This is a genomic window from Niveispirillum cyanobacteriorum (assembly GCF_002868735.1).
In the GTDB taxonomy this organism is placed as follows: domain Bacteria; phylum Pseudomonadota; class Alphaproteobacteria; order Azospirillales; family Azospirillaceae; genus Niveispirillum; species Niveispirillum cyanobacteriorum.
The window spans coordinates 102,419-125,699 of the sequence record NZ_CP025614.1 but is presented as its reverse complement, the minus strand read 5'-3'; the positions used below and the strand labels follow the sequence as shown (position 1 = coordinate 125,699).

General features: G+C 62.9%; 19 protein-coding genes and 1 pseudogene. 12 read left to right on the top strand and 8 right to left on the bottom strand.

The genetic code is table 11. The features are described 5' to 3' along the window. Window positions 1–390 precede the first annotated feature (390 nt). The 5 genes and pseudogenes from C0V82_RS25615 to C0V82_RS25595 all read right to left on the bottom strand — a co-directional run. Window positions 391–642: pseudogene (locus C0V82_RS25615) on the bottom strand (helix-turn-helix domain-containing protein); the annotation flags it as partial. Between the two features lie 810 nt (window positions 643–1,452). Then, entirely contained in the window at window positions 1,453–1,743 is a 291-nt protein-coding gene (locus tag C0V82_RS25610; protein ID WP_102115293.1) for a putative quinol monooxygenase, read from the bottom strand. 14 nt (window positions 1,744–1,757) lie between these two features. After that, window positions 1,758–3,410 carry a class I adenylate-forming enzyme family protein gene (locus C0V82_RS25605; RefSeq protein WP_102115292.1) on the bottom strand — a complete coding sequence of 551 codons (1,653 nt, stop codon included), beginning with the start codon at window positions 3,408–3,410 and terminating at the stop codon, window positions 1,758–1,760. Further along, a complete protein-coding gene (locus C0V82_RS25600; RefSeq protein ID WP_102115291.1) occupies window positions 3,407–3,721 on the bottom strand; it encodes a putative quinol monooxygenase in 315 nt (104 codons plus the stop codon). The genes C0V82_RS25605 and C0V82_RS25600 overlap by 4 nt, the downstream gene beginning before the upstream one ends. After that, entirely contained in the window at window positions 3,718–5,115 is a 1,398-nt protein-coding gene (locus C0V82_RS25595; protein ID WP_102115290.1) for an aromatic ring-hydroxylating dioxygenase subunit alpha, read from the bottom strand. The genes C0V82_RS25600 and C0V82_RS25595 overlap by 4 nt, the downstream gene beginning before the upstream one ends. Window positions 5,116–5,434: 319 nt before the next feature. Here C0V82_RS25595 and C0V82_RS25590 point away from each other — a divergent pair, with 319 nt between their 5' ends. The 7 genes from C0V82_RS25590 to C0V82_RS25560 all read left to right on the top strand — a co-directional run bounded on the left by C0V82_RS25590 (window position 5,435) and on the right by C0V82_RS25560 (window position 12,274). Next, on the top strand, window positions 5,435–6,619 hold the full coding sequence (locus C0V82_RS25590; protein ID WP_102115289.1) for a CaiB/BaiF CoA transferase family protein: 1,185 nt from the start codon (window positions 5,435–5,437) through the stop codon (window positions 6,617–6,619). Between the two features lie 126 nt (window positions 6,620–6,745). Next, complete coding sequence (locus tag C0V82_RS25585) at window positions 6,746–7,966, top strand: aromatic ring-hydroxylating oxygenase subunit alpha (protein WP_102115288.1); 1,221 nt, start codon at window positions 6,746–6,748, stop codon at window positions 7,964–7,966. Window positions 7,967–8,132: 166 nt separating this feature from the next. Continuing rightward, window positions 8,133–9,584, top strand: a complete 1,452-nt coding sequence (locus tag C0V82_RS25580; RefSeq protein ID WP_245924338.1) for a 3-oxoacyl-[acyl-carrier-protein] synthase III C-terminal domain-containing protein — start codon at window positions 8,133–8,135, stop codon at window positions 9,582–9,584. 1 nt (window position 9,585) lies between these two features. Next, on the top strand, window positions 9,586–10,788 hold the full coding sequence (locus C0V82_RS25575) for an acetyl-CoA acetyltransferase (RefSeq protein WP_102115287.1): 1,203 nt from the start codon (window positions 9,586–9,588) through the stop codon (window positions 10,786–10,788). A gap of 3 nt (window positions 10,789–10,791) precedes the next feature. Then, window positions 10,792–11,652 (top strand): SDR family oxidoreductase, encoded by an 861-nt coding sequence (locus C0V82_RS25570; protein WP_102115286.1) that lies wholly within the window; start codon window positions 10,792–10,794, stop codon window positions 11,650–11,652. Window positions 11,653–11,729: 77 nt separating this feature from the next. Next, window positions 11,730–12,005, top strand: a complete 276-nt coding sequence (locus C0V82_RS25565) for a hypothetical protein (RefSeq protein WP_102115285.1) — start codon at window positions 11,730–11,732, stop codon at window positions 12,003–12,005. Between the two features lie 2 nt (window positions 12,006–12,007). Further along, complete coding sequence (locus tag C0V82_RS25560; protein WP_102115284.1) at window positions 12,008–12,274, top strand: type II toxin-antitoxin system RelE/ParE family toxin; 267 nt, start codon at window positions 12,008–12,010, stop codon at window positions 12,272–12,274. Between the two features lie 81 nt (window positions 12,275–12,355). On the opposite strand, the gene C0V82_RS25555 is transcribed toward C0V82_RS25560, so the two are convergent. Then, on the bottom strand, window positions 12,356–14,794 hold the full coding sequence (locus C0V82_RS25555) for a TonB-dependent receptor (RefSeq protein WP_102115283.1): 2,439 nt from the start codon (window positions 14,792–14,794) through the stop codon (window positions 12,356–12,358). Window positions 14,795–15,284: 490 nt separating this feature from the next. Between C0V82_RS25555 and C0V82_RS25550 the strand changes: the two genes are divergently transcribed. The 3 genes from C0V82_RS25550 to C0V82_RS25540 all read left to right on the top strand — a co-directional run bounded on the left by C0V82_RS25550 (window position 15,285) and on the right by C0V82_RS25540 (window position 18,518). Continuing rightward, entirely contained in the window at window positions 15,285–15,956 is a 672-nt protein-coding gene (locus C0V82_RS25550; protein ID WP_102115282.1) for a GntR family transcriptional regulator, read from the top strand. Window positions 15,957–16,053: 97 nt separating this feature from the next. Further along, window positions 16,054–17,295 carry an NAD(P)/FAD-dependent oxidoreductase gene (locus C0V82_RS25545; RefSeq protein WP_102115281.1) on the top strand — a complete coding sequence of 414 codons (1,242 nt, stop codon included), beginning with the start codon at window positions 16,054–16,056 and terminating at the stop codon, window positions 17,293–17,295. 38 nt (window positions 17,296–17,333) lie between these two features. Beyond that, entirely contained in the window at window positions 17,334–18,518 is a 1,185-nt protein-coding gene (locus C0V82_RS25540) for a serine hydrolase domain-containing protein (protein ID WP_102115280.1), read from the top strand. Here C0V82_RS25540 and C0V82_RS25535 read toward each other — a convergent pair. Beyond that, entirely contained in the window at window positions 18,515–19,843 is a 1,329-nt protein-coding gene (locus tag C0V82_RS25535) for a phytase (RefSeq protein ID WP_102115279.1), read from the bottom strand. The genes C0V82_RS25540 and C0V82_RS25535 overlap by 4 nt on opposite strands. A gap of 86 nt (window positions 19,844–19,929) precedes the next feature. Continuing rightward, window positions 19,930–22,458 (bottom strand): TonB-dependent receptor, encoded by a 2,529-nt coding sequence (locus tag C0V82_RS25530; protein WP_102115278.1) that lies wholly within the window; start codon window positions 22,456–22,458, stop codon window positions 19,930–19,932. A gap of 229 nt (window positions 22,459–22,687) precedes the next feature. On the opposite strand from C0V82_RS25530, the gene C0V82_RS25525 reads away from it, so the two are divergent. Next, entirely contained in the window at window positions 22,688–22,927 is a 240-nt protein-coding gene (locus C0V82_RS25525; protein WP_102115277.1) for an AbrB/MazE/SpoVT family DNA-binding domain-containing protein, read from the top strand. After that, a complete protein-coding gene (locus C0V82_RS25520; protein WP_102115276.1) occupies window positions 22,921–23,280 on the top strand; it encodes a type II toxin-antitoxin system PemK/MazF family toxin in 360 nt (119 codons plus the stop codon). Before C0V82_RS25525 ends, C0V82_RS25520 begins: the two co-directional genes overlap by 7 nt. Window position 23,281: the final 1 nt, after the last annotated feature.

The following is a 23,281-nucleotide window of genomic DNA, read 5'->3' as shown; positions in this document are numbered from 1 at the left end:
CGGTACTGTGCAACACATTAGGCGTAATCTCTACCAGATTATGATGCCCACCAACGCCTTCGGCATCGGAAAAGGTGGAGGGACTGCTGGCGGGATTCTGCCCTGGGAAAGCGGCAGTGGTTAACCTGTCCTATTCATCAGCTATGATGGGAGTGAGGGTCTCCTGTATGTGTCTGCCCGTATTGGCCGCATGAAAGGTGCGATGTTTTCTTTTTATTGAGCTGAGGTCTCTGGGGTAGGGTTTTGTCTGGACACGCTGTCCCGCTGCTTATGCCGGTGCCGGCCTGAGGGCGCATGCCAATCCGCAGAATAGCGGTGCTTCTTGGCTGGGGGCAGAAATTTTCAGCAACCGCAGCCTGAGAATGGTAAAGTCGACCGTCGCCTGCACCATCAGGATCGCTTTAATAGTTTTGCTCCGTCTGGGCGCAGCTCACCTTTTGGTGAGATATGTCGATACAGAGTCTGCCGCGTGATGCCGAGTTCCTGGCACAGGTCGGTAACCTTGGTTTCTGGCTGGCCCATTGCTGCCATTGCCAGCCGTAGCTTGGCGGTGGTCATCTTGAAGGGCCTCCCGCCTTTCCTGCCGCGCGCCCGTGCTGACGCCAGCCCCGCGATGGTTCGTTCGGCGATCAGTTCGCGCTTTGTCGCTGGCGGGATAAAACTCCCCAGAAGTGGCGAATGAAAAGTCCCCAGTTTTGGCAGAGGGCAAGGCCCCGGGGGGCATGCCCCCCGGGGCCTTGCGGCCATCTCTCCGCCATCCTGTGTCCCGCTGTCTGCGGGGAGGATGCCGGTGATCAAGCTTGGGAACCTTGTCATGATTCTGGACCTTGCCCGCCAAGGGCTATCCGTTTCCGCCATCGGCCCATCCCACTGCCCATGAACGGGTTCGGCCAGCAGGGCGGGTGCCGTCCGCACTGGCAACATCAGGCAGAGCAGCGAGCAAGGGGCGGAGCAACGCATCGGCATCGGATCGCAGCAATCGCCGCAGCCATCCTGATGGGACGCCGTCATCGACAGGAGAGGCATGCCGTCTTCCAACGCGAACCGAGCGGAGGCGACGGGCGCACTCCATACGGACAATCCAAGCAAGAACAACATCACAAGCGCCAGCAACCGTCGGGGACGGAGACCACCGCCTCTGGATCCGTGCTTGGACCTATATGTTCGACGTTGAATCAGCATGAAGACAACTTAATGAACTACCGAGCCGAGGGCAATTGCCCAATGCGAACGACCAGAACTGCACCCGATTCCGAACCATACCCTGGCGCAACGGAGCCGATCCCGATCAGGAAGCCATGCCTGTTGGCTATCAGTAGCTGCGCGACCGACCAGATGTTCATGATTTGTCTGCTTAGCGTGGTTTTTCGCCCCTTCTATGTCGTGACCCCATTTTGAAGTGCGACATTCCCTCAACATCAGATGGTTCGGTGGCAGATATGCCACCCCTCCTCACAGGTCGTCATACTCCTCCAGCACCATCGGTTCCGCAAGGCAGGGCATCACGACGGGCACCAGCTCCTGGAACCAGGGCGTGGTGCAGTGGACGTCACGGAAATAATCCTGCGACGGGTGCTGTTCGATGGCGGCGTAGGCATGGTCGCGGCCACGGATTTTCTTGAACAGATAGACGCTGACATCCGGCTGATGGGCCAGGACCCTATCGGTCAAGGCCGTCATGGCGGCGACGAATTCCGCCTCCCTTTCCGGCTTCACGAACAGCTTGGCGACGATGGTGTACATGAACCAAACTCCCGTCAGGCGGCGGCACCAGCCGCCAGTTCCGCTTCAAGCTGCTGACGCAGCTTGTATTTCTGGATCTTGCTGGTGGACATGGGCCATTGCGTCACGAACCGCACATGGCGCGGCACCTTGAAGCTGGAGATCTTGCCCCGGCAGTAATCCAACACTTCCTGCGCGGTCAGTGACGTGCCGGGATGCAGTTCGATGAAGGCGGCGGGCACCTCCACCAGACGCGGATCGGGTGCGCCCACCACCTGGCACATCTTCACCGCCGGGTGGGTGCCGATATAGGCCTCGATCTCAGCCGCCGCGACATTCTCCCCGCCGACCTTCAGCATGTCCTTGGTACGGCCATGGAACATGATGTTGCCGTCGGCATCCAGCGACCCGACATCACCCGTATGCAGCCAGCCGCCCCGCAGCGCCTCTGCGGTTTTCACCGGGTCCTTGTAATAACCGTCCAGAAGGCCGGGGCTGCGCACCAGGATTTCGCCCTTCTCCCCCGCTGGCAGCGGGTTGCCAAAGGCATCGACGATCTTCACCTCAATCCCGGGCAAAGGCCGGCCCAACCGTGTGGTCCGCACCTCGTAACTGTCGGAAAGGCTGCTGGTGCAGACGGTTCCCGCCGCCTCCGACAGGCCATAGGTGCCGACCTGGATGCAGTTGGGCATGGCCTTGGCCAGCATCTCCTTCATCGCACCCGTCTGTACCGCGAGCGATGAGTTCATCAGGCGCATGGAGGACAGGTCGGTCTTGGCGAAATCCGGATGGTGGATCAAATCCACCATGATGGGGGCAAAGCAGGGGTATGTCGCCGTCACCTTGTGCGTTTCCAGCATTTTCAACGCCACGCCGGCATCAAAATGCTGCATCGACAGATAGGTGCCGCCCTTGGCATAGATGGCGACCAGCGGCAGGATGGCCGCGATATGGAACAAAGGCAGCGGCGACCAGAACCGGTCGCGGTCGGTCAGTTCATACCGCTCTGCCAGCGCCTGGGAGGTGCGGACAATCGCCTCATGGCTGATCAGACAGCCCTTGGGGTTCGACGTGGTGCCGGATGTGTACAGGATGATGCCGGGGGCGCGGACCCGCGCAAAGGCACGGCGTTCATGCACGGCTTCATCCGTGACGGTTTCGGCCAGGGCATCGAACCTTTCCGCCGTGACGGCGAAGGGTCGTCCGCCATCGCCCAGCAGGATGATGGAGCGCAGACGCGGGCAGCCCTTCAAGCGCAGATCCATCGGGTCTGTCTGCTCTGCCAGACCCTCCAGCCCCTCACACAGGCGATCCACAAAATTCAGCTGATCAGCCACCTGTTCGGTGGTGATGATGGTGACCAGATCGGCATTGTCGGTGACATAGGCCAGTTCATGCGCGCGATAGCGGGCATTGATCGGCACCGTCACACCGCCGGCCAGGGCCACGCCGAACAGGATATCGACGAACTCGATACAAGATGGCAGCAGCACACCGACATGGTCGCCCGGCTTCACCCCCATCGCCATCAGCCCCTTGGCATGGCGCATGGCGCGGGCGGCCAGATCGCGATAGGTCAGGCTTTCATCGGGAAAGATCAGCGCGTCCGTGTCGGGCCAGGAATGGGCCGCCGACAAAAGCAGGTCGCCAAGCGTGGTGGCATGGATGAACTGGTCGGCCTTGCTCATGCCGTCAACCCTTTCACGGAGGCGGTCAGCGGATGGAAATATTCCCGCACATAGGGCCCGTCGAAACACGGGATCATCTGCGGCACAATCTCCGTGAACCAGGGCGTGGATTGGTGTTCATGTTCCGCCGCCTCATCCGGGAAACTTTCCACCACCACGAAGCGGCCGGGGCCATCATCGGCTCGGTAAAAGGCGTAATAGAGGGTCTTTGGCTCATGCGCGCGGACCTTCTCCGTCAGGGCGGTGGCGAGGCGAATGAACTCCGCCTCGCATTCCGGCTTCACGGTAAAGCGGCTGATGAAAAAGATCATCGCGGCTCCCCCGCCATGTAGCGGTTCAGCTCGACATGGAAATGGCGCAGGCGCTGTTCCTGCTCGCCGAACAGCATGCCGTTGAACCCGCGTGAGCGCAGACCTTTCTGGACCACAGGCAACAGCTCACTGTCCTGATCCAGCACCAGACCCAGATTGGCCGGTTCGCCCAGCGGCACGTGCACGCAATCGGGGCGCACCCGACCGGAAATGTCGGTACCTTCCGGCAGGCCCATCCAGGCCGGCACATCATAATTGCCCGCCGCCTCTGCCACCGCACCGACAGGCCGGAACAGGATGGTGATGTCGTAGAAGAAACGTTCGGGGTCTTCCGGATGCGGGATGAAGCGCATCAGGAACACGCCCTCCGGATGGCAGCCGATCTGCACATTCGGGAACAGGCCATAGGCGAAACTGTCGGTCAGCTGCGCATCGGTCAGCTTCTCGTACCCCAGGCCCAGCCGTTCGGCGCGTTCACGCTTGGCCTTCTGGGCCGCCGCGCGCACCTCCTGTGCCGTGCCGGTGAAACCGGTCGGGTCCAGGGCCGCGTCGGGCATCATCATTTTCAGCCCTTCATTCACGCCCAACTGGTCGGGCACGCGCGGGCTGGGCCGGTAGAAGGGGATGCACATCCGGCTCATGCCATTGGGGAACAGGTCGTACTGGACGAAATAATCCTCCATCACGCCCTGGGTTTCCGGATGGACCGCATGCAGGTGATAGACCTCGTAAAAGGCATCGACCCCGATCTTCCAGTTGGCGGCCCATTCGCTGCGCACCTGCCGGACCACATGCATCTTGTCGATCTGGTAGCTTTCCAGATGGTCCGCCACCGGACCCAGCCAGCCGCGCAGGTCGGGCGCGTCCGGGTTCATGGAGATGAAGACCAGACCCGCCAGTTCCTCGCACCGAACCGCACTCATGCCTGGATTATGGCACACCACTTCGGGACGGAAGGTTTCCCGGTCGGTGATGGATTTCAGGCTGCCATCCAGGTTGAATTTCCAGCTATGGAAGGAACAGGCAAAGCCGTTCGCCAGGCTGCCCAGTGCTGTATGCACCAGCCGGTTACCCCGGTGCGGACAGACATTATAGAAGGCGCGGACCTGTCCATCATCGCCCCGGACGACAACGATATTCTCGTTACCGATCTCAAAGGTCGCAAAGTCCCCTTCCTCGCGCACGTCGCTGGACGGGCAGGCAATCAGCCAGACCTTGGTCCACAGCTTCTCCCATTCCTGCGCCATCCAGCCTTTGTCGTAATATTGGGCGGGGTCGAATTTCTCGGTGCCATTGTCGATGAAGGGGGCCTTGGCGTCGATATCGCCCGGCTTGGCCGCCGGATTGATCGACCAGCCCTTGCGATAGTCGAAAGACGAACTGATCCCGTCCATGGATGATCCTCCCAGATCGCGGGTTCCCTGGAACTTCTTGTCGGGTGGTGGGCGCGCAGATTGCGACGAGCCATGCAAAAGGATGCGGCCCATACCGATCCCGTTTGGTTTCGAAAAATATACACACAATGCCATTTGTGTGTAAAATTAAAAAGTCGAAACTGCCGATTTTTGCTGCGACGCAGCATACGATACGATGCATTTGCGCCTATGAGCCGCAGAAAACCTAACTTTATGCGCGCTTGCCGATTTATCTGAAATGGCTATATCCTGTATGCAGAGCAACAGGCCGGGAAAGCCCGGCGGGGGAGGATGGGACGTGTCACAGGTGCTGAACGGCGTGCGGGTGCTGGATTTCGGGCGTTATGTCGCCGGCCCCTACTGCGCAACCCTGCTGGGCTATTTCGGGGCCGATGTGATCCGCATCGAGCGGCTGGGCGGGGGTGAGGACCGGTTCATCACGCCCGTGACCGAAAGCGGAGAAGGCGCGGGATGGCTGCAGATGGGCGTCAATAAGCGCTCGCTGACCCTGAACCCGACCAAGCCAGAGGGGTGTGAGGTGGTGCGCCGTCTGGTGGAAACGGCGGATGTCGTCGTCGCCAACCTGCCGCCGCCTGCCCTTGCCGCCATGGGGCTGGATGAAGACAGTTTGCGCGCCATCAAGCCCGACATCATCCCCGTCCTGATCTCCAGCTTCGGTGCCGCGGGTCCCTGGGCCGCGCGCGGCGGGTTTGACGGGGTGGGACAGGCCATGTCGGGTTCCATGTATTTCTCCGGCACCCCGGAACAGCCGATGAAGGCCGGGGCACCCTATGTAGACTTCGGCACCGGCATGTTCGCGGCCTTGGGCGCCATGGCGGCCCTGATGGAGAAGCGCGCCACGGGGCGGGGGCAGTCGGTGCAGGCCAGCCTGCTGTCAACCGGCGTCACCCTGTTCAATGCCTTTCTGGTGGAACAGGCGGTGACAGGCATCAACCGGGTCGGTACCGGCAACCGGGTGCAGACATCGGCCCCGTCGGACGTGTTCGCCACCACCGACGGCCATGTATTGATCCACACGGTGGGCGATGGGCTGTTCGCGCGCTGGTGCGACATGGTGGGGGAACCCGGCTGGAAGTCCGATCCCCGCTTTGCCAGCGATCAGGCACGCGGCGACAATAATGAAATTCTCTGCGCCCGGATGGCCGATTGGTGCGCCAGGCGAACCACGGATCAAACGGTGGAGGCGCTGGCGGCGGCCGGCATTCCGGGCGGGCCTGTCCTGTCACCGCAGCAGGTTTTGGACCATCCACAGGTCCAGGCCATGGGCCTGTTGCAGGATGTGGATTATCCGGGCCTGCCGCGCCCTGCCCCGGTCGCTGGCCCACCCGTTACCCTGTCCGCCACACCCGCCAGTATTCGCTCACGCCCGCCCACGGTGGGCGAACATACCGACGCGATCCTGACCGAACTGGGCTATGACGCCGCCGCCATTTCGGCGCTGCGTTCGGCCAGGATCGTTTGACGTACACAAAATACGTGCTTTCTGTATGCAGAGTGATCTGCTATGTATGCGGAAAATGCGCGCCCGCTTATTCCGTCATCTCCATGGCGGAGGATGGGCGAAGACAGAGAAGGAAAGGGAAGGACCATGGAGGCCCTGGAGATCGACCGCATCAAGGCCGGCATGCAGTATGAGTCCACGCGTGTGGGCCCGCCGGATGATTTCCCGGAACTGCCGGAAATCCCCGCCGGTCGCTATGTCGACCCGGAATTCTATGAGCTGGAGCGTCAGGCCCTGTGGCGGCGCACCTGGGTCTATGCGATCCATGCCGATGAGGTGCCGGAGATCGGGTCATACCTGAAATGGGACCGGCTGGGCGATCCGCTGTTCTTCGTGCGCGGCGACGACAACAAGATCCGCTGTTTCTACAATACCTGCCGCCATCGCGGCGCGCCCGTGGTGACAGAGGAAAAGGGCAAGGGCCGTGGCATGGTCTGCGGCTATCATGGCTGGACCTATAACCTGAAGGGCGACCTGATCAATCTGCGCGATAAGCGCGACTTTGTCGGGCTGGACCTGAAATGCAAATCGCTGATCGAGGTGCGGTGCGAGAATTTCGGCAACTGGCATTTCATCAATATGGATAAGAATGCCGGGCCGCTGATGGAGTATCTGGCCCCCGTCGTGCCCGACCTGTCGGAATTCCAGCCGCAGAACCTGCGTCTGGCCGACCGGCATGGGGTGGTGGTGGAATGCAATGTGAAGGTCCTGCTGGATGCGTTCCTGGAGGTCTATCACCTGAAATCCATCCACCAGAATACGGTGGACCGGTTCCTGGACCATCGCGGGTCGTTCATGACGCTGTGGCCTAACGGCCATTCCCGCATGGTCACGCCCAACCGCCGGCCCGGCTGGCAGGACCCAGGCACCAAGGGGTTGCCCGACATTCCGACCGTGGGTGAAATCCCGCGCACGGCCAATGTCTCGATCAATGTCTATCCCAACATCGTGGTGCCGCCGGCCCCGACGGGCATGCCCTTCATCGTGTTCTGGCCCATCGATATCAGGCGTATGTATATTGAGGTCTGCTGGTTCTCCCCCGACTGGGGCGACGGGCCGCGTCCCGAAATCTGGGAAACCCGCATTTCAAACTTCGACCGTATCCTGGAAGAGGATACGCAGTTCGCCGACAGCATCCAGAAATCGGTGGAAAGCGGTGGCTTCACAGGCATTTCCCTGAATTATCAGGAGCGCCGGATTTACCACTGGCACGAAGAACTGGACCGACGCATCGGCGACGCGGTGCCGGAGCATCTGCGGGTAGCGCAGGTGCTGGCGAAGTTTATTGAGGCGGCACAGGCGGCGTGAAGCCACCCACATACGTCATCCCGGCGAAAGCCGGGACCCAGGATCACAAGCGCCCAAACTTTCCACAGTTCCACCGCAGCAGCATCGACGTTTGATCTTGTGGCCCCTGGGTCCCGGCTTTCGCCGGGATGACGAAGATCAGGCGTTTTCCGAAAGGTCCTACCCCGTGACCCACTCCCCCATCGGCATCATCGGCTTTGGCGCCTACATCCCCCGCCTGCGCCTGTCGCGCAAGGCGATGGCGGCGGCACTTGACTGGCTGGACCCCAATCTGGCGGCACACGGCAAGGGCGAACGCGCCGTCGCCAATTGGGACGAGGACAGCCTGACCATGGCGGTGGAGGCGGCGCGCGATCTGCTGGCTGCCCGCGCGCTGTCGCCCGACCGGCTGGTCTTTGCCTCCACCACCCTGCCCTTTCAGGATAGGTCGAATGCCGGCCTGATCATTGACGCGTTGGGTCTGGCTGAAACCACGCGCCCGGCAGATGCCACCGGCAGTTTGCGGGCCGCAACAAGCGCGCTGCTGTCCGCACTGGAACAGACGTGTACGACCCTGCTGACTGCCGCTGACCGGCGGCTGGCGCGGCCGGGTTCGGTGCAGGATTTCACCTATGGTCATGGGGCCGCAGCCGTGACCGTCGGGTCCGGGCCGGGGGTGATCGCCGAATTCCTGGGCGGGCACAGCATCTTCCGCGATCTGGTGGACCATTACCGGGCCGAGGGGGAGGATGCCGATTACGTTCTGGAGGAACGGTGGGCGCGTGACGAGGGCTATCTTAAGATCGTGCCCGCCGCCGTGAAGGGCGCGCTGGCCCAGGCCGGCATCAGTGCCGATCAGGTGGACCATTTCATCCTGCCCGGCACCATGGCGAAGATCCAGGCAACCCTGGCCGGAAAGCTGGGCCTGCGTGCCGACAGCGTGGTTGATCCGCTGGCGGCCAGCGTGGGTGATACGGGGGCGGCGCATGCCCTGCTGATGCTGGCCGACATTCTGGGCCGGACACAGCCGGGGCGGCTGATCCTGCTGGTCGGGTATGGGCAGGGGGCGGATGCCATCGTTCTGCGCACCACCCCGGCCCTGTCTGATTTCATCCCGGCCACGGGGGTTGCCGGCTGGCTGTCGCGGCGGCAGGCGGAGAACAACTATCTGAAACACATGTCGTTCTCCGGCATGGTCAATATCCATTTCGGCATGCGCGCCGAACATGACAAGCGCACGGCCCACACGGTGGCCTATCGCAAGCGCGACATGGTCAATGGGTTGACGGGCGGACGCTGCACGGCCTGCGGCTGTGTGCAGTTCCCGCGCACCCGCGCCTGTGTGAACCCGGCCTGCGGGGCGATCGACACGCAGGAACCGCTGCGGCTGGCCGATGAAGCGGCATCGGTGAAGACCTTTACGGAGGATTGGCTGGGCTTCACCCCCTGCCCGCCTCTGGCCTATGGCAATGTGCAGTTCGCCAATGGCGCGAACGTAATGATGGAATTCACCGATATCCAGGCGGGGCAATTGGCGGTCGGCCTGCCCGTCCGCATGGTCTTCCGCCTGAAGGATGATGACGAGAAGCGCGGCTTCCGCCGGTATTTCTGGAAAGCCACACCGCAGGGAGAAGGCTGAAATGGCCAAGGGTATCCGCGACAAGGTGGCGATCATCGGCATGGGCTGTTCGCGGTTTGGCGAACGCTGGGATGCCGGGCCTGACGATCTGATGCTGGAGGCGTTTCAGGAATGCTTGCACGATGCCGGCATCCAGAAATCCGACATCCAGGCGGGCTGGATGGGTGTGTTCTTTGACGAACAGAGCGTGGGGAAATCGGCCCTGCCCTTGTCCATGGCGCTGCGCCTACCCAACATCCCCGTCACGCGGGTGGAGAATTTGTGCGCCACGGGGACAGAGGCGCTGCGCGGGGCTGTCTATGCGGTCGCGGCTGGGGCGTGCGACATCGCCATCGCCATGGGCGTGGAAAAGCTGAAAGATACCGGCTTCGGCGGCCTGCCGGAACGGACCAAGGGTACATTTGAGGATCTCTGGCTGCCGCAGAATACGGCACCCGGCGGCTTTGCGCAGTTGGGGGCCGCCTATGCCGCGCGCACGCGGACGGACATGGCCGATCTTAAACGCGCCATGGCCCATATCTCGGTAAAAAGCCATGCCAATGGTGCCTTGAACCCCAAGGCGCATCTGCGCAATCCGATCACCGAGCAACAGGTGCTGGATGCGCGCATGGTGGCCTATCCGCTGGGCCTGTTCGATTGCGCCGGCGTGTCGGACGGGGCGGCCTGCGCCATCGTCACCACGCCGGAGATTGCCCGGTCCCTGGGCAAGCATAATCCGGTGACGGTGAAGGCGCTGCAGCTGGCCCCCAGCAACGGGGTAGAGCTGGCGCATGGCTCCTGGGACGGTTCCTATACCCTGACCACCCGCATCGCGGCCAAGCGCGCCTATGAGGAGGCGGGGATCAGGGACCCGCGCGCCGAACTGTCGCTGATCGAGGTGCATGATTGTTTCTCCGTCACCGAACTGGTGGTGATGGAGGATCTGCGCCTGTCGCCGGAGGGTGGGGCCGTACGCGACGTGATGGACGGGTTCTTCGACCGCGACGGCAAAATCCCCTGCCAGATCGACGGCGGTCTGAAATGTTTCGGCCACCCCATCGGGGCCACGGGCCTGCGCATGGTCTATGAGATTTATTTGCAGCTTCAGGGCCGCGCGGGCGAACGGCAATTGCCGGACCCGCGTTTCGGCCTGACCCACAATCTGGGCGGCCTGCCCAACCGCAACATCACATCGGTCGCCATCATCGGGCGGCTGGGGGACTGAACCATGACCGAAACCAGACAATGGGGCTTCAGCGAGGAAGAGCTGGCCAGCCTGCCCACCGTCTATCGCCCGGACCTGCTGCAGGATCAGGTAGTGGTGCTGTCGGGTGGGGGCAGCGGCATGGGCAAGGCCATGGCCTATCTGTTCACGCGGCTGGGTGCCAAGGTGATGATCTGTGGCCGACGGGAGGAAAAGCTGGCCGAGACGCGGGACGGCATCCGCCGCCTGCTGGGCCGCGACATCGCCATCATGCCCATGACCATCCGCGACCCCGATCAGGTGGACGCGCTGATGGACCGCACCATCGCGGAATTCGGGCGCATCGACCATGTAGTGAATAATGGCGGCGGGCAGTTCCCGCAGGCGGCCATCGACTTTTCCAAGAAGGGCTGGAACGCCGTCATCGACACCAACCTGAACGGCACCTGGCACATGATGCAGGCCGCCGCCAAGCGCTGGCGCGACAGGGGCGAGGCGGGGTCCATCGTCAATATCGTGGCCTATGTCGAACGCGGCATGCCCCAGGCGGCCCATACCTGTGCGGCGCGGGCCGGCGTGATCTATCTGTCCAAGACGGTGGCCACCGAATGGGCGCCGCTGAATATCCGCGTGAACTGCGTGGCGCCCGGCACGGTGGCGACAGAAGGTTTCAACGTCTATCCGCCAGAGGCCACCGCGCGCTTTGCCGATACCAACCCGATGCGCCGCATGGGCAATGCCTGGGACGTGGCCGAGGGTGTGATCTATCTGGTCGCCCCGTCGGGCAAGTTCATCACCGGTGAAATGCTGACCATCGATGGCGGCATGCAGATGTGGGGCACCGTCTGGCCCGGCGGCGTGCCGGAGCATTTCAATGTGGTGTGAGGCACCAGCTGGCGGGTTTGACAGGGCGGCGGCAATGTCCGACTATTGATCGTCATTGTGCCTCTGGACCTGAAGCCATGCGTTTCGCCCCTACAAAGCCAACCCTTCCGGCGGGTATCTACCGCGCCCGGGATGTTCCGGCGAAGCTGCGGCCCGGCATCTCGCCGGACGCGCTGGTGCGCGTGCATGTTGAGGAAGTCCTGACAGAGAACGGCTTCACGCCGGCGGAAGAGCAGGAAATCCTGGCGGCCAGTGCAGAAGCGCAGCTGGGCGAGAACCTTTCCCCCGGCTTCCAGGACGCGGATGCCGCCATCGCCTATCTGCGACACCAGCGGAGCGGCACCGGCGGGTGAGCATGGAAATCCGCTTCCACCGGAAATTCATCAAACAGCTTGACCTGTTGCAGCCAAATCAGCAGACGGCGGTGGAGAAGGCGATCAAGGCCTTCTGCGACAATCCCCATGCTCCGGAACTGTATAATCATCCCCTGAAAGGCGCGCTTGCGGGACATCGATCCATCAGCGCGGGTTTTGACCTGCGCCTCGTGTTCATCGAGACCGGGGGCTATGTCACCGTGATGTTTATTCGAGTGGGTACGCACAGTCAGCTTTACGGCTCTTGACACCCAAAAGAAAAGGGGGGACCGGTCCGCACCAGCCCCCCAAAGGTCGCCTCTCGGGAGTTCACGCTTCAGGGGGGCCCCTTAGAACTTCGCCCCCACGGTCAGGCCGTAATAGCGGGGCGGGCCGTAGGTGGAGAAGGTCCAGAGTGAGCCGACCACGTTGGTGGCGGTGTTGTAGCGCTTGTCGGTCAGGTTGCGGCCCACGGCCTGGACCGTGTAGCGGCCGTCGGCATCGTGCCAGGTGATGGCGGCGTTCAGCAGGGTCTTCTTGACCAGCTTGCTGTCGAACTCCGGGCTGACATCGGAATAGACATAGCCGTTTTCATCCTCAAACTGGATAGCGCCGTTGAACAGGATCTCGCCCTTGTCGGCCAGATCCATCGTGTAGGTGGCGTCCAGCGACCATTGCCATTTGGGGGCGCGGTTCAGGGGGCGGTTGGAGAAGTCGATATCGATCTTGCCGTCGAAGTTCGTATCGGCTTCGAACCGGTCATACTTAGCGTCCAGATAGCCCAGAACGCCGCGGATTTCCAAGCCGTCGGTCGGCAGGATGCTGCCTTCCAGCTCCAGCCCTTTCACGGTGGCCTCACCCGCATTGAAGAAGCGGGTTTCCTGCACCTGTTCCCCGAAGGAGTTGGTCAGCGTGGCGACCAGACCGCGCTGCATGTCCTTGTAGTTCACATAGAAAGCGGTCGCGTTCAGCCGGGCGCGGTTGTCAAGGAAGTCGGTCTTGATGCCAGCTTCATAGCTGTCAGCCAGTTCCGGGTTCGTGGGCCGGGCGGCCTGTGCTGGAATGGCCACACCCGTGGTCCCTGTCTGGTCATTATAGGCACCGGACCGGAAGCCCCGCGAATAGGTGGCATAGGCCATCAGATCGTCGGTGACCTTATAGGACGCGCTGGCCCGCCAAGTTGGTTCAGACCAGCTTTCGCTGTCGCGCACCACCCCGGTCGGGTACTTGTTGAAATCACCGGCATTCAGAAGCTTACCCAGCTTATTCCAGGTGAAATTCGGATCAAAGGTGCCGGACAGGGCCTGCACGAACACCTGATTGCGCCCGGCCCAGGCCTTCTTCTCCTTGGTCCAGCGGGCACCACCGATCAGGGTCAGCTTGTCATTAACCTCCCAGGTGACGTCTCCATAGGCGGCATAGGCCTTCTGACGTTCCTGATTGCACAGGACCTGCGGGTTGTTGTTGAAGGTGCCGAACGGCAGGGTCACGCCGAACAGGTCAAGGAAGCCCAGGATCTGCGCCACGCAGAAATTCACGTCGTTCTTCTGATAAAAGCCGCCGGCCACCATCTGCACCGGTCCGTCCCAGTTGGACGCCATGCGGAATTCCTGCTGGAAGGTCTTACGCAGGTCGGTGCGGTTGGCATCGAAAAGGGAAATGGGGCCGACCTCACCCGTATAGGTGCTGGGCAGCTGCGAATATTGCTTGCGCCAGCCGGTGACGGAGGTCAGCGTAACCTTGTCGGCGTCCCAGTTGAGGGTGCTGTAATAGCCGTCGACATCGACCTGATGTCCATCCGACATGTTCAGCAGGCTGTCGTCGCGGTTGGTGATGCCGGCATGGTCCAGCGGGTCGCCGGCATCCTGGCTGAAGCCCAGATTATAGAAGGCCCAACGGTTGTCGGACGGCGTGGTGTTGACGACGGGCACGCTGTCGGAATTGTCGCGCACGCGTTCCACCTGGAACAAAGCCTCGACATTCTCCACCGGCTTCCACAGAACCTTGGCGCGGCCATTGAAGATATCCTCGCCACCCAGCTTGGAGCCATCGCCGCAGCCGCGCGCATTGCTGCCGGGAACCGGGCCATAGCAGGCACCGTTCTTGTAATAGCCGTCGGACTTGTTATAGGCGGCGACCAGACGCACGCCCAGCTTGTCCTCCACCAGCGGCAAGTTCACCGATGCCTTGGCCGCGCGGGTGCCGAAACTGCCGGCAGTGAACTGCACCTCGCCCGCCTGATCGGTCAGGGATGGCTTCTTCGTGTATACGGTGACGACACCGCCGGTCGTGTTCTTGCCGAACAGCGTTCCCTGGGGCCCGCGCAGTACTTCCACCCGCTCCACGTCGAACGTGTCCAGAAGCTGGCTCTGCACGCTGGGCATCACGAAATCGTCCAGCATCACGCCCACGGGCGCCTCTGAATAGACGATGATGTCCACCTGCCCGACGCCGCGCATGGCGAAGGAGGCAGCGTTGAAGCCGGTGACGCGCGCGGCGGAGAAATTGGGCACGTAGGCCGCGATATCACCTAAATCCTTGGGCGGGGCCGCATCGAACATGGCGGGCGTGAAGGCCGACACGGCCACCGGCGTTTCCTGCAAATTGCTCTGCCGGCGGTTGGCCGTCACCACGATCTCATCCAGACCGATGGCCTGTGCCGGCGCGGCCTGTGCCACTTCCGTGCTGGAGGCGGGGGCCTGCTGCGCGATGGCGGCGGGCATGGTTGCAAGCATGGCGAACGCGCTGGCGCACAGGCCCAGCCCTGCCACACGGTATCTCCGTGACATCGACTTATCCTCCCTGATCGCCGCGCTTCGGCGGCTCTTTTCCTGTCACCCGCATTCACGGCGGATCATTCTGGGAATTCCGGCGGCATTGCCGGATACAAGGCCCCGTCACACACGTTCGGGGTTGGCGTTTTCTGGATACGATTTGGACTGTATAATATTTTTTTACGGCGCGCAATGTATACGAAGACAGAAATTGTGCGGCCGTGCAGGAAGTTCGTTGTTCCGCCGGCTGCCGCCACCATTCCCCTGGCATCCCGCCGTTCTTATCTCTCCCCACCAGCTCACCTGCCTGAGCCTACGGGGAGCGGCCCCGCATCAAAGTATGCACAGACGGCCTTATCCGTATTCAATCCACGCCGCGACGGCTTGACTTGTGGCCCACCATGACCGATACATGACAGGGATGCCGTCCTGTACGGGGTGCGATGGTGGCGGCATCGGGAGAGGCGGAAATGGCCAAGCGCGGGTACCGCGCGGCGGAGGATTGATGAACAAGCCTACACACGTCACGCATGCAGAACATGTGCGTGTGTCCCTGGAACAGGACATTTTCATGGGCCGCCTGCGTCCCGGTTCACGCCTGGACGAGGAAGTGATTGCCAACCGCTTCGGCGTTTCCCGCACGCCGGTGCGCGAGGCGGTGCTGCAATTGGTGGAATCCGGGCTGGTAGAAAAGCGTCCACGCCAGGGGGCCGTCGTGGCCAGCATGGATATCCGCCGCATGATCCATATGTTTGAGGTCATGTCGGAGTTGGAGGGCCTGTGCGCCAAGCTGTCGGCACGCCGCATGTCGCCGGAGGAAAAGGCCAAGCTGGCCGAGGTGCATAAGCAGTCCGAAGACCATTATAATGCCGGTCGCCAGGACGAATATTACGCGGCCAGCCGCAAGTTCCATCAGCTGCTGGTCTGGGGCAGCCATAATGACGTGCTGGTGGAAATGACCGACAAGCTGGCCCTGCAGCTTGTTCCCTATCGCCGTTATCAGCTGAACTATCCGGGCCGGGCAGAGGAAAACCTGCGCGACCATGCCGCCATCATGGAGGCGGTGCAGCAGGGCGACCCTGAAATCGCCTATCGCCGGCTGCGTCAGCATACGACGATCCAGGGCGATATCTTCGCCGAATATATCTCCCTGACTGGGCAGCGCGCGGCGGAATAAGGCCCGCGCGCATTCCACCTGCCACTGGTCCCTGATCCCGCTGCCCCGTCGTGGTCGGGAACGGGACAGGTGCGTCTTCTTGCAAAGGACCGTTGCCATGGGCCAGACCGACTACGATATCGTCATTGCCGGGGCGGGACAGGCGGCGGCGCAATGCGCGCAATCCCTGCGCCAGGGTGGCTTTCCCGGGTCCATTGCGATAATCGGGGATGAAGACGCAGCCCCCTATGAACGCCCGCCCCTGTCCAAGGAATATCTGGCCGGCAAGCGCGACGCGGCACGTCTGGCCCTGCGCAAGCCGGAATATTGGCAAGAAAAACAGGTCAGTCTGCTGACGGGCCGGCGTGTGACGGCGGTGGACAGGGCCGAACGAACCCTGACCCTGACGGATGGCGCACGGGTCGGATATGGCAAACTGATCTGGGCCACGGGCGGGCGGCCCCGGCGTCTGTCCTGTCCAGGGGCCGGTCTGGCCGGCGTGCATGCCATCCGCACCATCGCCGATATCGACGCGCTGAAGGCCGATCTTGTGCCGGGTGCGCGCGTGGTGATCGTGGGCGGCGGCTACATCGGGCTGGAGACCGCGGCGGTGCTGCGCGCCATGGGGCATGAGGTGACGGTACTGGAGGCCCAGGAACGGCTGCTGGCCCGCGTCACCTCCCCGCCTGTCTCTGCCTTCTACGCCGAATTGCATCGCCGTCACGGCGTGGATGTCCGCCTGTCGGCCCAGGTGTCGGCCTTGCGCGGTGAGGGGCGGGTGAACGGTGTGGAACTGTCGGATGGCAGCCTGATCCAGGCCGATATCGTGATTGTCGGCATTGGCATCATCCCCAATGTCGAACCGCTGGCCCTGGCTGGCCTCCCCTGCCCCAACGGGGTGGTGGTGGATGCACTGTGCCGGACGCAGGACCCGCACATCCTTGCAATCGGCGATTGCGCCCTGCATCCCAATGCCTTCGCGGGCCGGGCCATCCGCCTGGAATCGGTGCAGAATGCCGTTGATCAGGGCAAGGTAGCGGCGGATACGATCCTGGGTCTGGAAAAGCCCTATGCCGCCCTGCCCTGGTTCTGGTCAGACCAGTATGATGTGAAGATGCAGGCCGCGGGTCTGGCCATGGATTATGAGCAGGTGCTGGTACGCGGCGATACCACCGCCCCCGGCTTCTCCGTCCTGTATCTGCGCGACGGGCGGCTGATCGCCATCGACTGCCTGAACAATGCCCGCGACTTCATCCAGGCCAAGGCCCTGATCACCGGTGGGAAGCTGATCGATGCCGCCCGCGCCGCCGACCCGTCGGTGGAGTTGAAGGCTGTGATTGACGGTGAACAGGCGGCTTAGTAGAGCGGAGCAGTCCCCTGACCGCAAGGCTGCCGCCCATGTTCCGCCCCCTGCCCTTCCTGCTGCTGTCGCTGCTGCTGGCCGGTTCCGTTCAGGCGGAGGTGACGCCGTCGCAGCAGCAGATGCGGCGGGTACTCTATGGGGAGGGACTGAACAGCCTGACCTTCCGCCATATGGACGAGATGTTTGAGACGGCCCCCGTGCCGGCGGGGCGGAAGGTCTGGAAACTGCCGGAGGATATCCGGCCCCTGAGCCTCACCTACAGTTTCGAGGGGCAGCAATATGACACCGCCGCCTTTCTGGAACGCACGCGGACCAACGCCATGCTGGTCATCTGCGACGGGCGGATTGTGCATGAGATCTACCGCAATCACAGCGGGCCGGAGAGCCGGTTCATCTCCTTCTCCATGGCGAAATCCATTACCTCCATCCTGGTCGGTATCGCCATCCGGGATGGGGCTATCGGCAGTGTCGATGATCTCCTGACCCGTTATGTCCCAGAACTGGCGGGCAGCGGGTATGAGGGGGTGACATTGCGTCAGGCGCTGCTGATGCGGTCGGGGGCGGCCTTTGCCGAAACCTATGGCACCGGCACAAAAAGCCAGATGGCGGAGCTGTATGAGAACAGCTTCGTGACTGAGCGTGAGCGGTTTACCGACCTTGCCACCCGTATCGGCAGCGACCATGCGCCCGGCAGCCATTTCAACTATTCAACGCTGGAAACCGGCGTGGTCGGCTGGGCCCTGGAACGCGCCACGGGCAAGCCGCTGGCAGCGTATATGGCAGAAAAGCTGTGGCAGCCGGCGGGGATGGAACGGGCGGGGACCTGGCTGCTGGACGGGCCGCCGGGAACGGGCCGTGCCTGGGCCGGCGCGGGCTTCAACGCCACCCTTCGCGACTATGGCCGCCTGGGCCTGATGATGCTGGAGGGCGGGCGGGCCAATGGCCGGCAGGTAGTGCCCGCCGACTGGGTCCGGCAATCCACCGTGCCCGACGGGACCGAACCGGCGGCACCCGGTCGGGATCAGGGCTACCAGTATTTCTGGTGGACCCTGCCCGACAGCGACGCCTTCATGGCCAAGGGCGTGCATGGCCAGTACATCTTCATCGACCCCGCCAGCCGCACCGTGATTGTAAAACTGAGCTACTGGCCCACCGCCTGGGTCAAGGCGCTGGAGGCGGAAACGTTGGCGTATTTCAGAGCGGTGGTGGAGCCGCGTTAACGCGGCGACCACCCGCCGGCCTTCACCGTCAGCTGCGGCATCGCCGCCACCAATTCGGCCCAGGAGATGTACTTGAAATTGGTCGCCTCCGGTTCGCCATTCAGGCCGTTCAGGTCGTCATTGTACCCATCCTGCACGACCAGCAGACCCGCCGGATATCCTGGCAGCGGGATGGAGATCAGTTCGGCCCCGTCGCATTCCTGGCCAGCATCGATGGCACCATTGGCGGTCAGTTTGAAGCTGCCCAGATAGCGGTTGTGGCCGCCGCGTTCGAAGATGGCGAAACTGTCATCCAGGCCAGCGGCGTCGGGGGCCTTTTCATCGCCATGGGCGTCGCCCTGGCTGGACGCGATCAGGTAGCCGGTGCCATCGGCGCCGCGATATAGCGCCAAGCCTTCGACATCGCGGGCGACCTTGCTGTCTTGGCTGTTGAAGGGACTTTTGACCGATCCGCGCGTTTCATAGAAGGGCTGGTCGTCAGCCTTCCCGGTGGTCAGGTTGACGCGCCACAGGCCCACATCCTCCTGCCCTGCGAACAGGATGCCCGCTTCCTCATCCACCACCAGCCCCTCGAACTGCGGCTGCCAGTCCAGGGCCGGGTCATTGTCGTTCTCGGCGGTCAGGTCCTGGCCCTTGTGGGTGGTGGGGAAGTCCCAGTGGCGGGTACGCTCATGTCCGACCGTGCCGTCGGCCCGGATCACCAGACGCTGTTCGGCCAGACGGGCCGCGTTGCGCTGCGCCACCACGGCCCGCACCTCCCCCGTTGCCTTGTCCTTCCACAGGGTCAGGCCATAGGCGCTGGCCTGATCGGCAACGGGGTTCGTCACCTCCGCCATCCCGTCCGGCGACAGGCGGGTGGGGAAGACCTGTCCCTGGGTGGGGTCGGTGATATCGGTCAGGGGGGCCGCCGGGTTGGCCGGATCAATGGCCCACACCATCAGCCGGTCGCGGCCCCGGTCGCTGGCGACCGCAATGTCGATGGTCGATCCGTCGGGGCGCTTCAGCCCATAGGCGACATCGACATTGTTGTAGCGTCCCTCAGTCTCGGCATCGATCCGCTGCACCAGCTTGCCCTGAAGGTCATAAACCCGCAATCCCGCCCCCTTGGCCGCCGTAATCACCAGACTGCGGGCCGGGTCGTCCGGGTGCAGCCAGAAGGACGGATCATCGGCATCGCCCTTTGCCCCGCCATCGGGCAGTCCGGGTACCGTTTCCGCCACTGGTTTCACCAGAGGGAGGGGAGCGGAAGCGGCCACCGGGGCGGCAGGTTCCTGGCCGCAGGCAGCGAGCATCAGGATCAGGGCGAGCGGGATCAGGGGGCGCATGGGGGTCCTTTCAAGGGAGCGGGGCCCCCTCACCCTCCCATCGGCGCCAGCGTTTGGGAGGGTGAGGGAACGACAGATCAAACAACTCAGAACGTGGCACGTAGGGTGACCTGGAACAGGCGGCCGGACTGCTCGCTCTCACGCTCGCTTTCCTCCACCTCACCGGCGCGGTGGGCGTCGATGATGTCGGCCACGCTGTCGCCGTCGAAGGTCACGAACCCTTCCTTCTTCTTGCGGTTCAGCAGGTTGGAGGCAGACAGACGCAGGACGAACCGGTCGGCGAAACGCTTTTCGACAAAGGCTTCCAGGTCCTTGCCGTAGGAGAGATCGACCTCCTCATCCAGAGACACCTCCTTGGCCTTCGACCGGCCAGACAGGGACGCGCCCAGGCTGGCATCAAGGCTCTGGATCGTCTGGATGAAGCCCAGATTGTAGATATGCCGGGGCTGATTGTTGAAACGGCGCTTGGTGCCCAGCGTGGGGTCGCGCATCTCGCTGTCCAGCCAGGTGTAATTGGCGAACAGGCCCGTATCGGGCAGGCCCGCAAAGTCCAGCGGGGTGGAGAAGTCGATCTCCATGCCCCAGCTCTGCCCCTTGCCGGCATTACGCGCCTCATAGACATTGCCGCCGGCCTCGGCATCCTCGCCGGTATTGAACAGCTCAATCAGGTTCGTGATGTCGCGGTAGAAGAAATTGGCACCGATGATGCCGCGCCGGCCCAGCTGCCGCTCATACCCGACATCAATGCCCCAGGCGCGCTCATTGGCCAGCAGGGGATTGCCGATCAGCTCATCCTCGTCCGCCGGCTCCTCCTCCTGGCGATAGGGGCTGATCAGGTCGTAATCGGGACGGCGGACCGTGCGGGCCACGGAGAACAGGAAGCGGTCGGCCTCGGTCGCCTGAAAGCGCAGATGGGCGGACGGGTTGAAGGCCTCGCTGTCATAATCGGCCTTGCCATCCTCGCTGCTGACATCGCGGCGTGAGATCTCATAGCGGGCACCGGCATCCAGTGTCAGGCGGTCGGTCAGGTTCAAGGAAAAGCGCACATAGGGATCATAGCGCTGTTCCTTGATGGTGAAGACGGCGCCGGGGGCCGTTTCTTCCTCCCACGCGCCATCATCCAGTTCAAAGGTGCGGTTGGCGGTGTCGCGCTTTTTGTGCAGCAGGTCGATGCCGGCCTTGGTCGCCACCATGCCCTGGGTGAACTTGTAATAAACCGTGCCCGACAGCTCATCGTCAGTGGTGTCCAGCGTCTCGCGCTCCACCAGTTCGGCCTCGTCGACCGCGTCGCCCTCATCCACTTCGGTCTTGCTATCCTCACGATAGCCGGACCAGCCGGCATCCAGGCCCAGTTCGCCGATGGAGAGCGGGTGGGTGAAGGCCGCCGACAGGGCGTAGGTCTGCTGACCGATACGTTCACGCTGCACTTCCACCTCGTCCTGTTCCAGTTCTGCGGGGCTGTCGCCCTCGAACGTGACGGAGGTTTCATCCTCATCGCGGTTGGTATCGACCACCAGCCCGGTCAGACGCAGCGAGCCCTCGCCCAGCCGCGTGACCAGTTCCCCGTTGGCGGAGATATCAACGCCGTCACGGGTATCATCCTGCAATTCCCTGCCTGTATATTCGCTGAACGAACCATCGTAAAAATCAGTGACCTTCTTTTTCGGGTTACGGCGGCCCTGAAAGTTGATGGCAGCCCAGTAGGACATGTCTTCAATACTGTCGGCATAGGCGACCGCGAAGGAGGGGCGAACCTTGCCATCCTCATTGATCAGGGCGCCGGCCTTGGCGAAACCGCCCTCAAACGCCTCGCTCTCCTTCGTCACCACGTTCAGAGTGCCGGCTACACCTTCGGACGGCTGATCAGCGCGGGGCGCACGCACGATCTCCACCCGCTCCACCAGTTCGGCCGGAATACGGTCCACAAAGAAGGAACGGTCGGCCTCTCCGCCCGGCGGGCGGCGGCCATTGATCAGGACCTGGGTATAACCGGGCGGCAGGCCGCGCATCTGCACCGCGTCATATTCCAGAACGTCGGCGGCGAAGGTGACGCCCGGCACGCGCTTCATCATCTCGCCCACCGACACTGGCTCAAATCGCTGGAAATATTCCAGATCGTAGGACAGGACCGGGTTGGGGTCGGCAGTGCGGTTGCGGTAGAAGATCTGTCCTGTGACGATGATCTCCTCCACCTTCTGCGGCGCTACCTGTTCGGGGGCGGCACTGGCAACGGCAGCAGGCGAACGGGTAGGCGCAGGGCGGGCACCCGGGACGGGTGTTGCGGCGGCCGTGCGGGTGGCCAACGTCACTGACCCATCGGCCCCCACCTCCGCCGACAGTCCGGTGCCGGCCAGCAGCGCCTTCAGCGCGGCGTCAAAGCCGGCGGCGGATGTAACGGGGGCCGACCGCTTGCCCGCCACCTGCGCCGGGGTGAACAGGATGTTGCGCCCGTAATGCCGGCCAAGTGCCACCAGCGCATCGCCCAGATCACGCGGGGCCAGGGTGAAGGCAGCGGGGGATGCCGCCACCGGCTGTGCCTGTGCCAACGCATGGCCGGGCACAAAGGACAGGATCGCCAGGGCGGAAACGCCAAGGGCCAGGGAACGCATACGCATGATCGGAACTCTCCCGTGGGGCAGCCGGGCAATGCCAGCATGGACAACGGGATAGACGCACGTCGGCGGCGGTTTCCGGGCCGATGCGGAACTTTCATCCGAGCGTCATGGAAGTGTCATCGGGTGGAGACGGCTTGATCTTTTCGGATATCTTTTGTATATCCATATGGTCGGCTTGGTACCGCGCTGTGTCAAAGCGCATCCGTCGCAACGATAAGGACCGGACACGATGTTGGTCGCCATCTCGAAATGGGGTAACAGCCTCGGCCTTCGTATCCCGAAGGGTGTCGCGGAGGATATCAACCTGCAGGACGGCATGGCCGTCGATGTACGGGCCGTCGATGGGGCGATTATCATCAAGCCGGCACCGCAGAAGGTGACGATTGAGTCTCTGATGCAGAATTACCGTCCTGAACATCGCCATCAGGACGTCGATCTGGGCGACCCGGTTGGGAAAGAAATATGGTGAGGGATGCCAAGGGCAGCTATCAGCCGGACCTGGGCGACCTTGTCTATATCAACTGCGATCCGAAGGCCGGCACGGAACAGGGCGGTCGCCGCCCCGCACTGGTGATGTTTGTAAAGGCTGTCACGGCGGGAACAGGGCTGGCCGCAGTCGTGCCGATCACCAATCAGGTAAAAGGCGGCCCGCTGGAAGTGCGGGTTCCTGCAGGCTGCAAGATTACCGGTGTGGCCTTGCCGGAACATATCCGCTCGGTCGATTGGATCGAACGCCGGATGGAGTTTGTCAGCAAGGCCCCCCAATCCTTCGTCGATGATGTCCGCAGGATCATCGTCTTGATGATGGGTGGGGAGGGCTGAC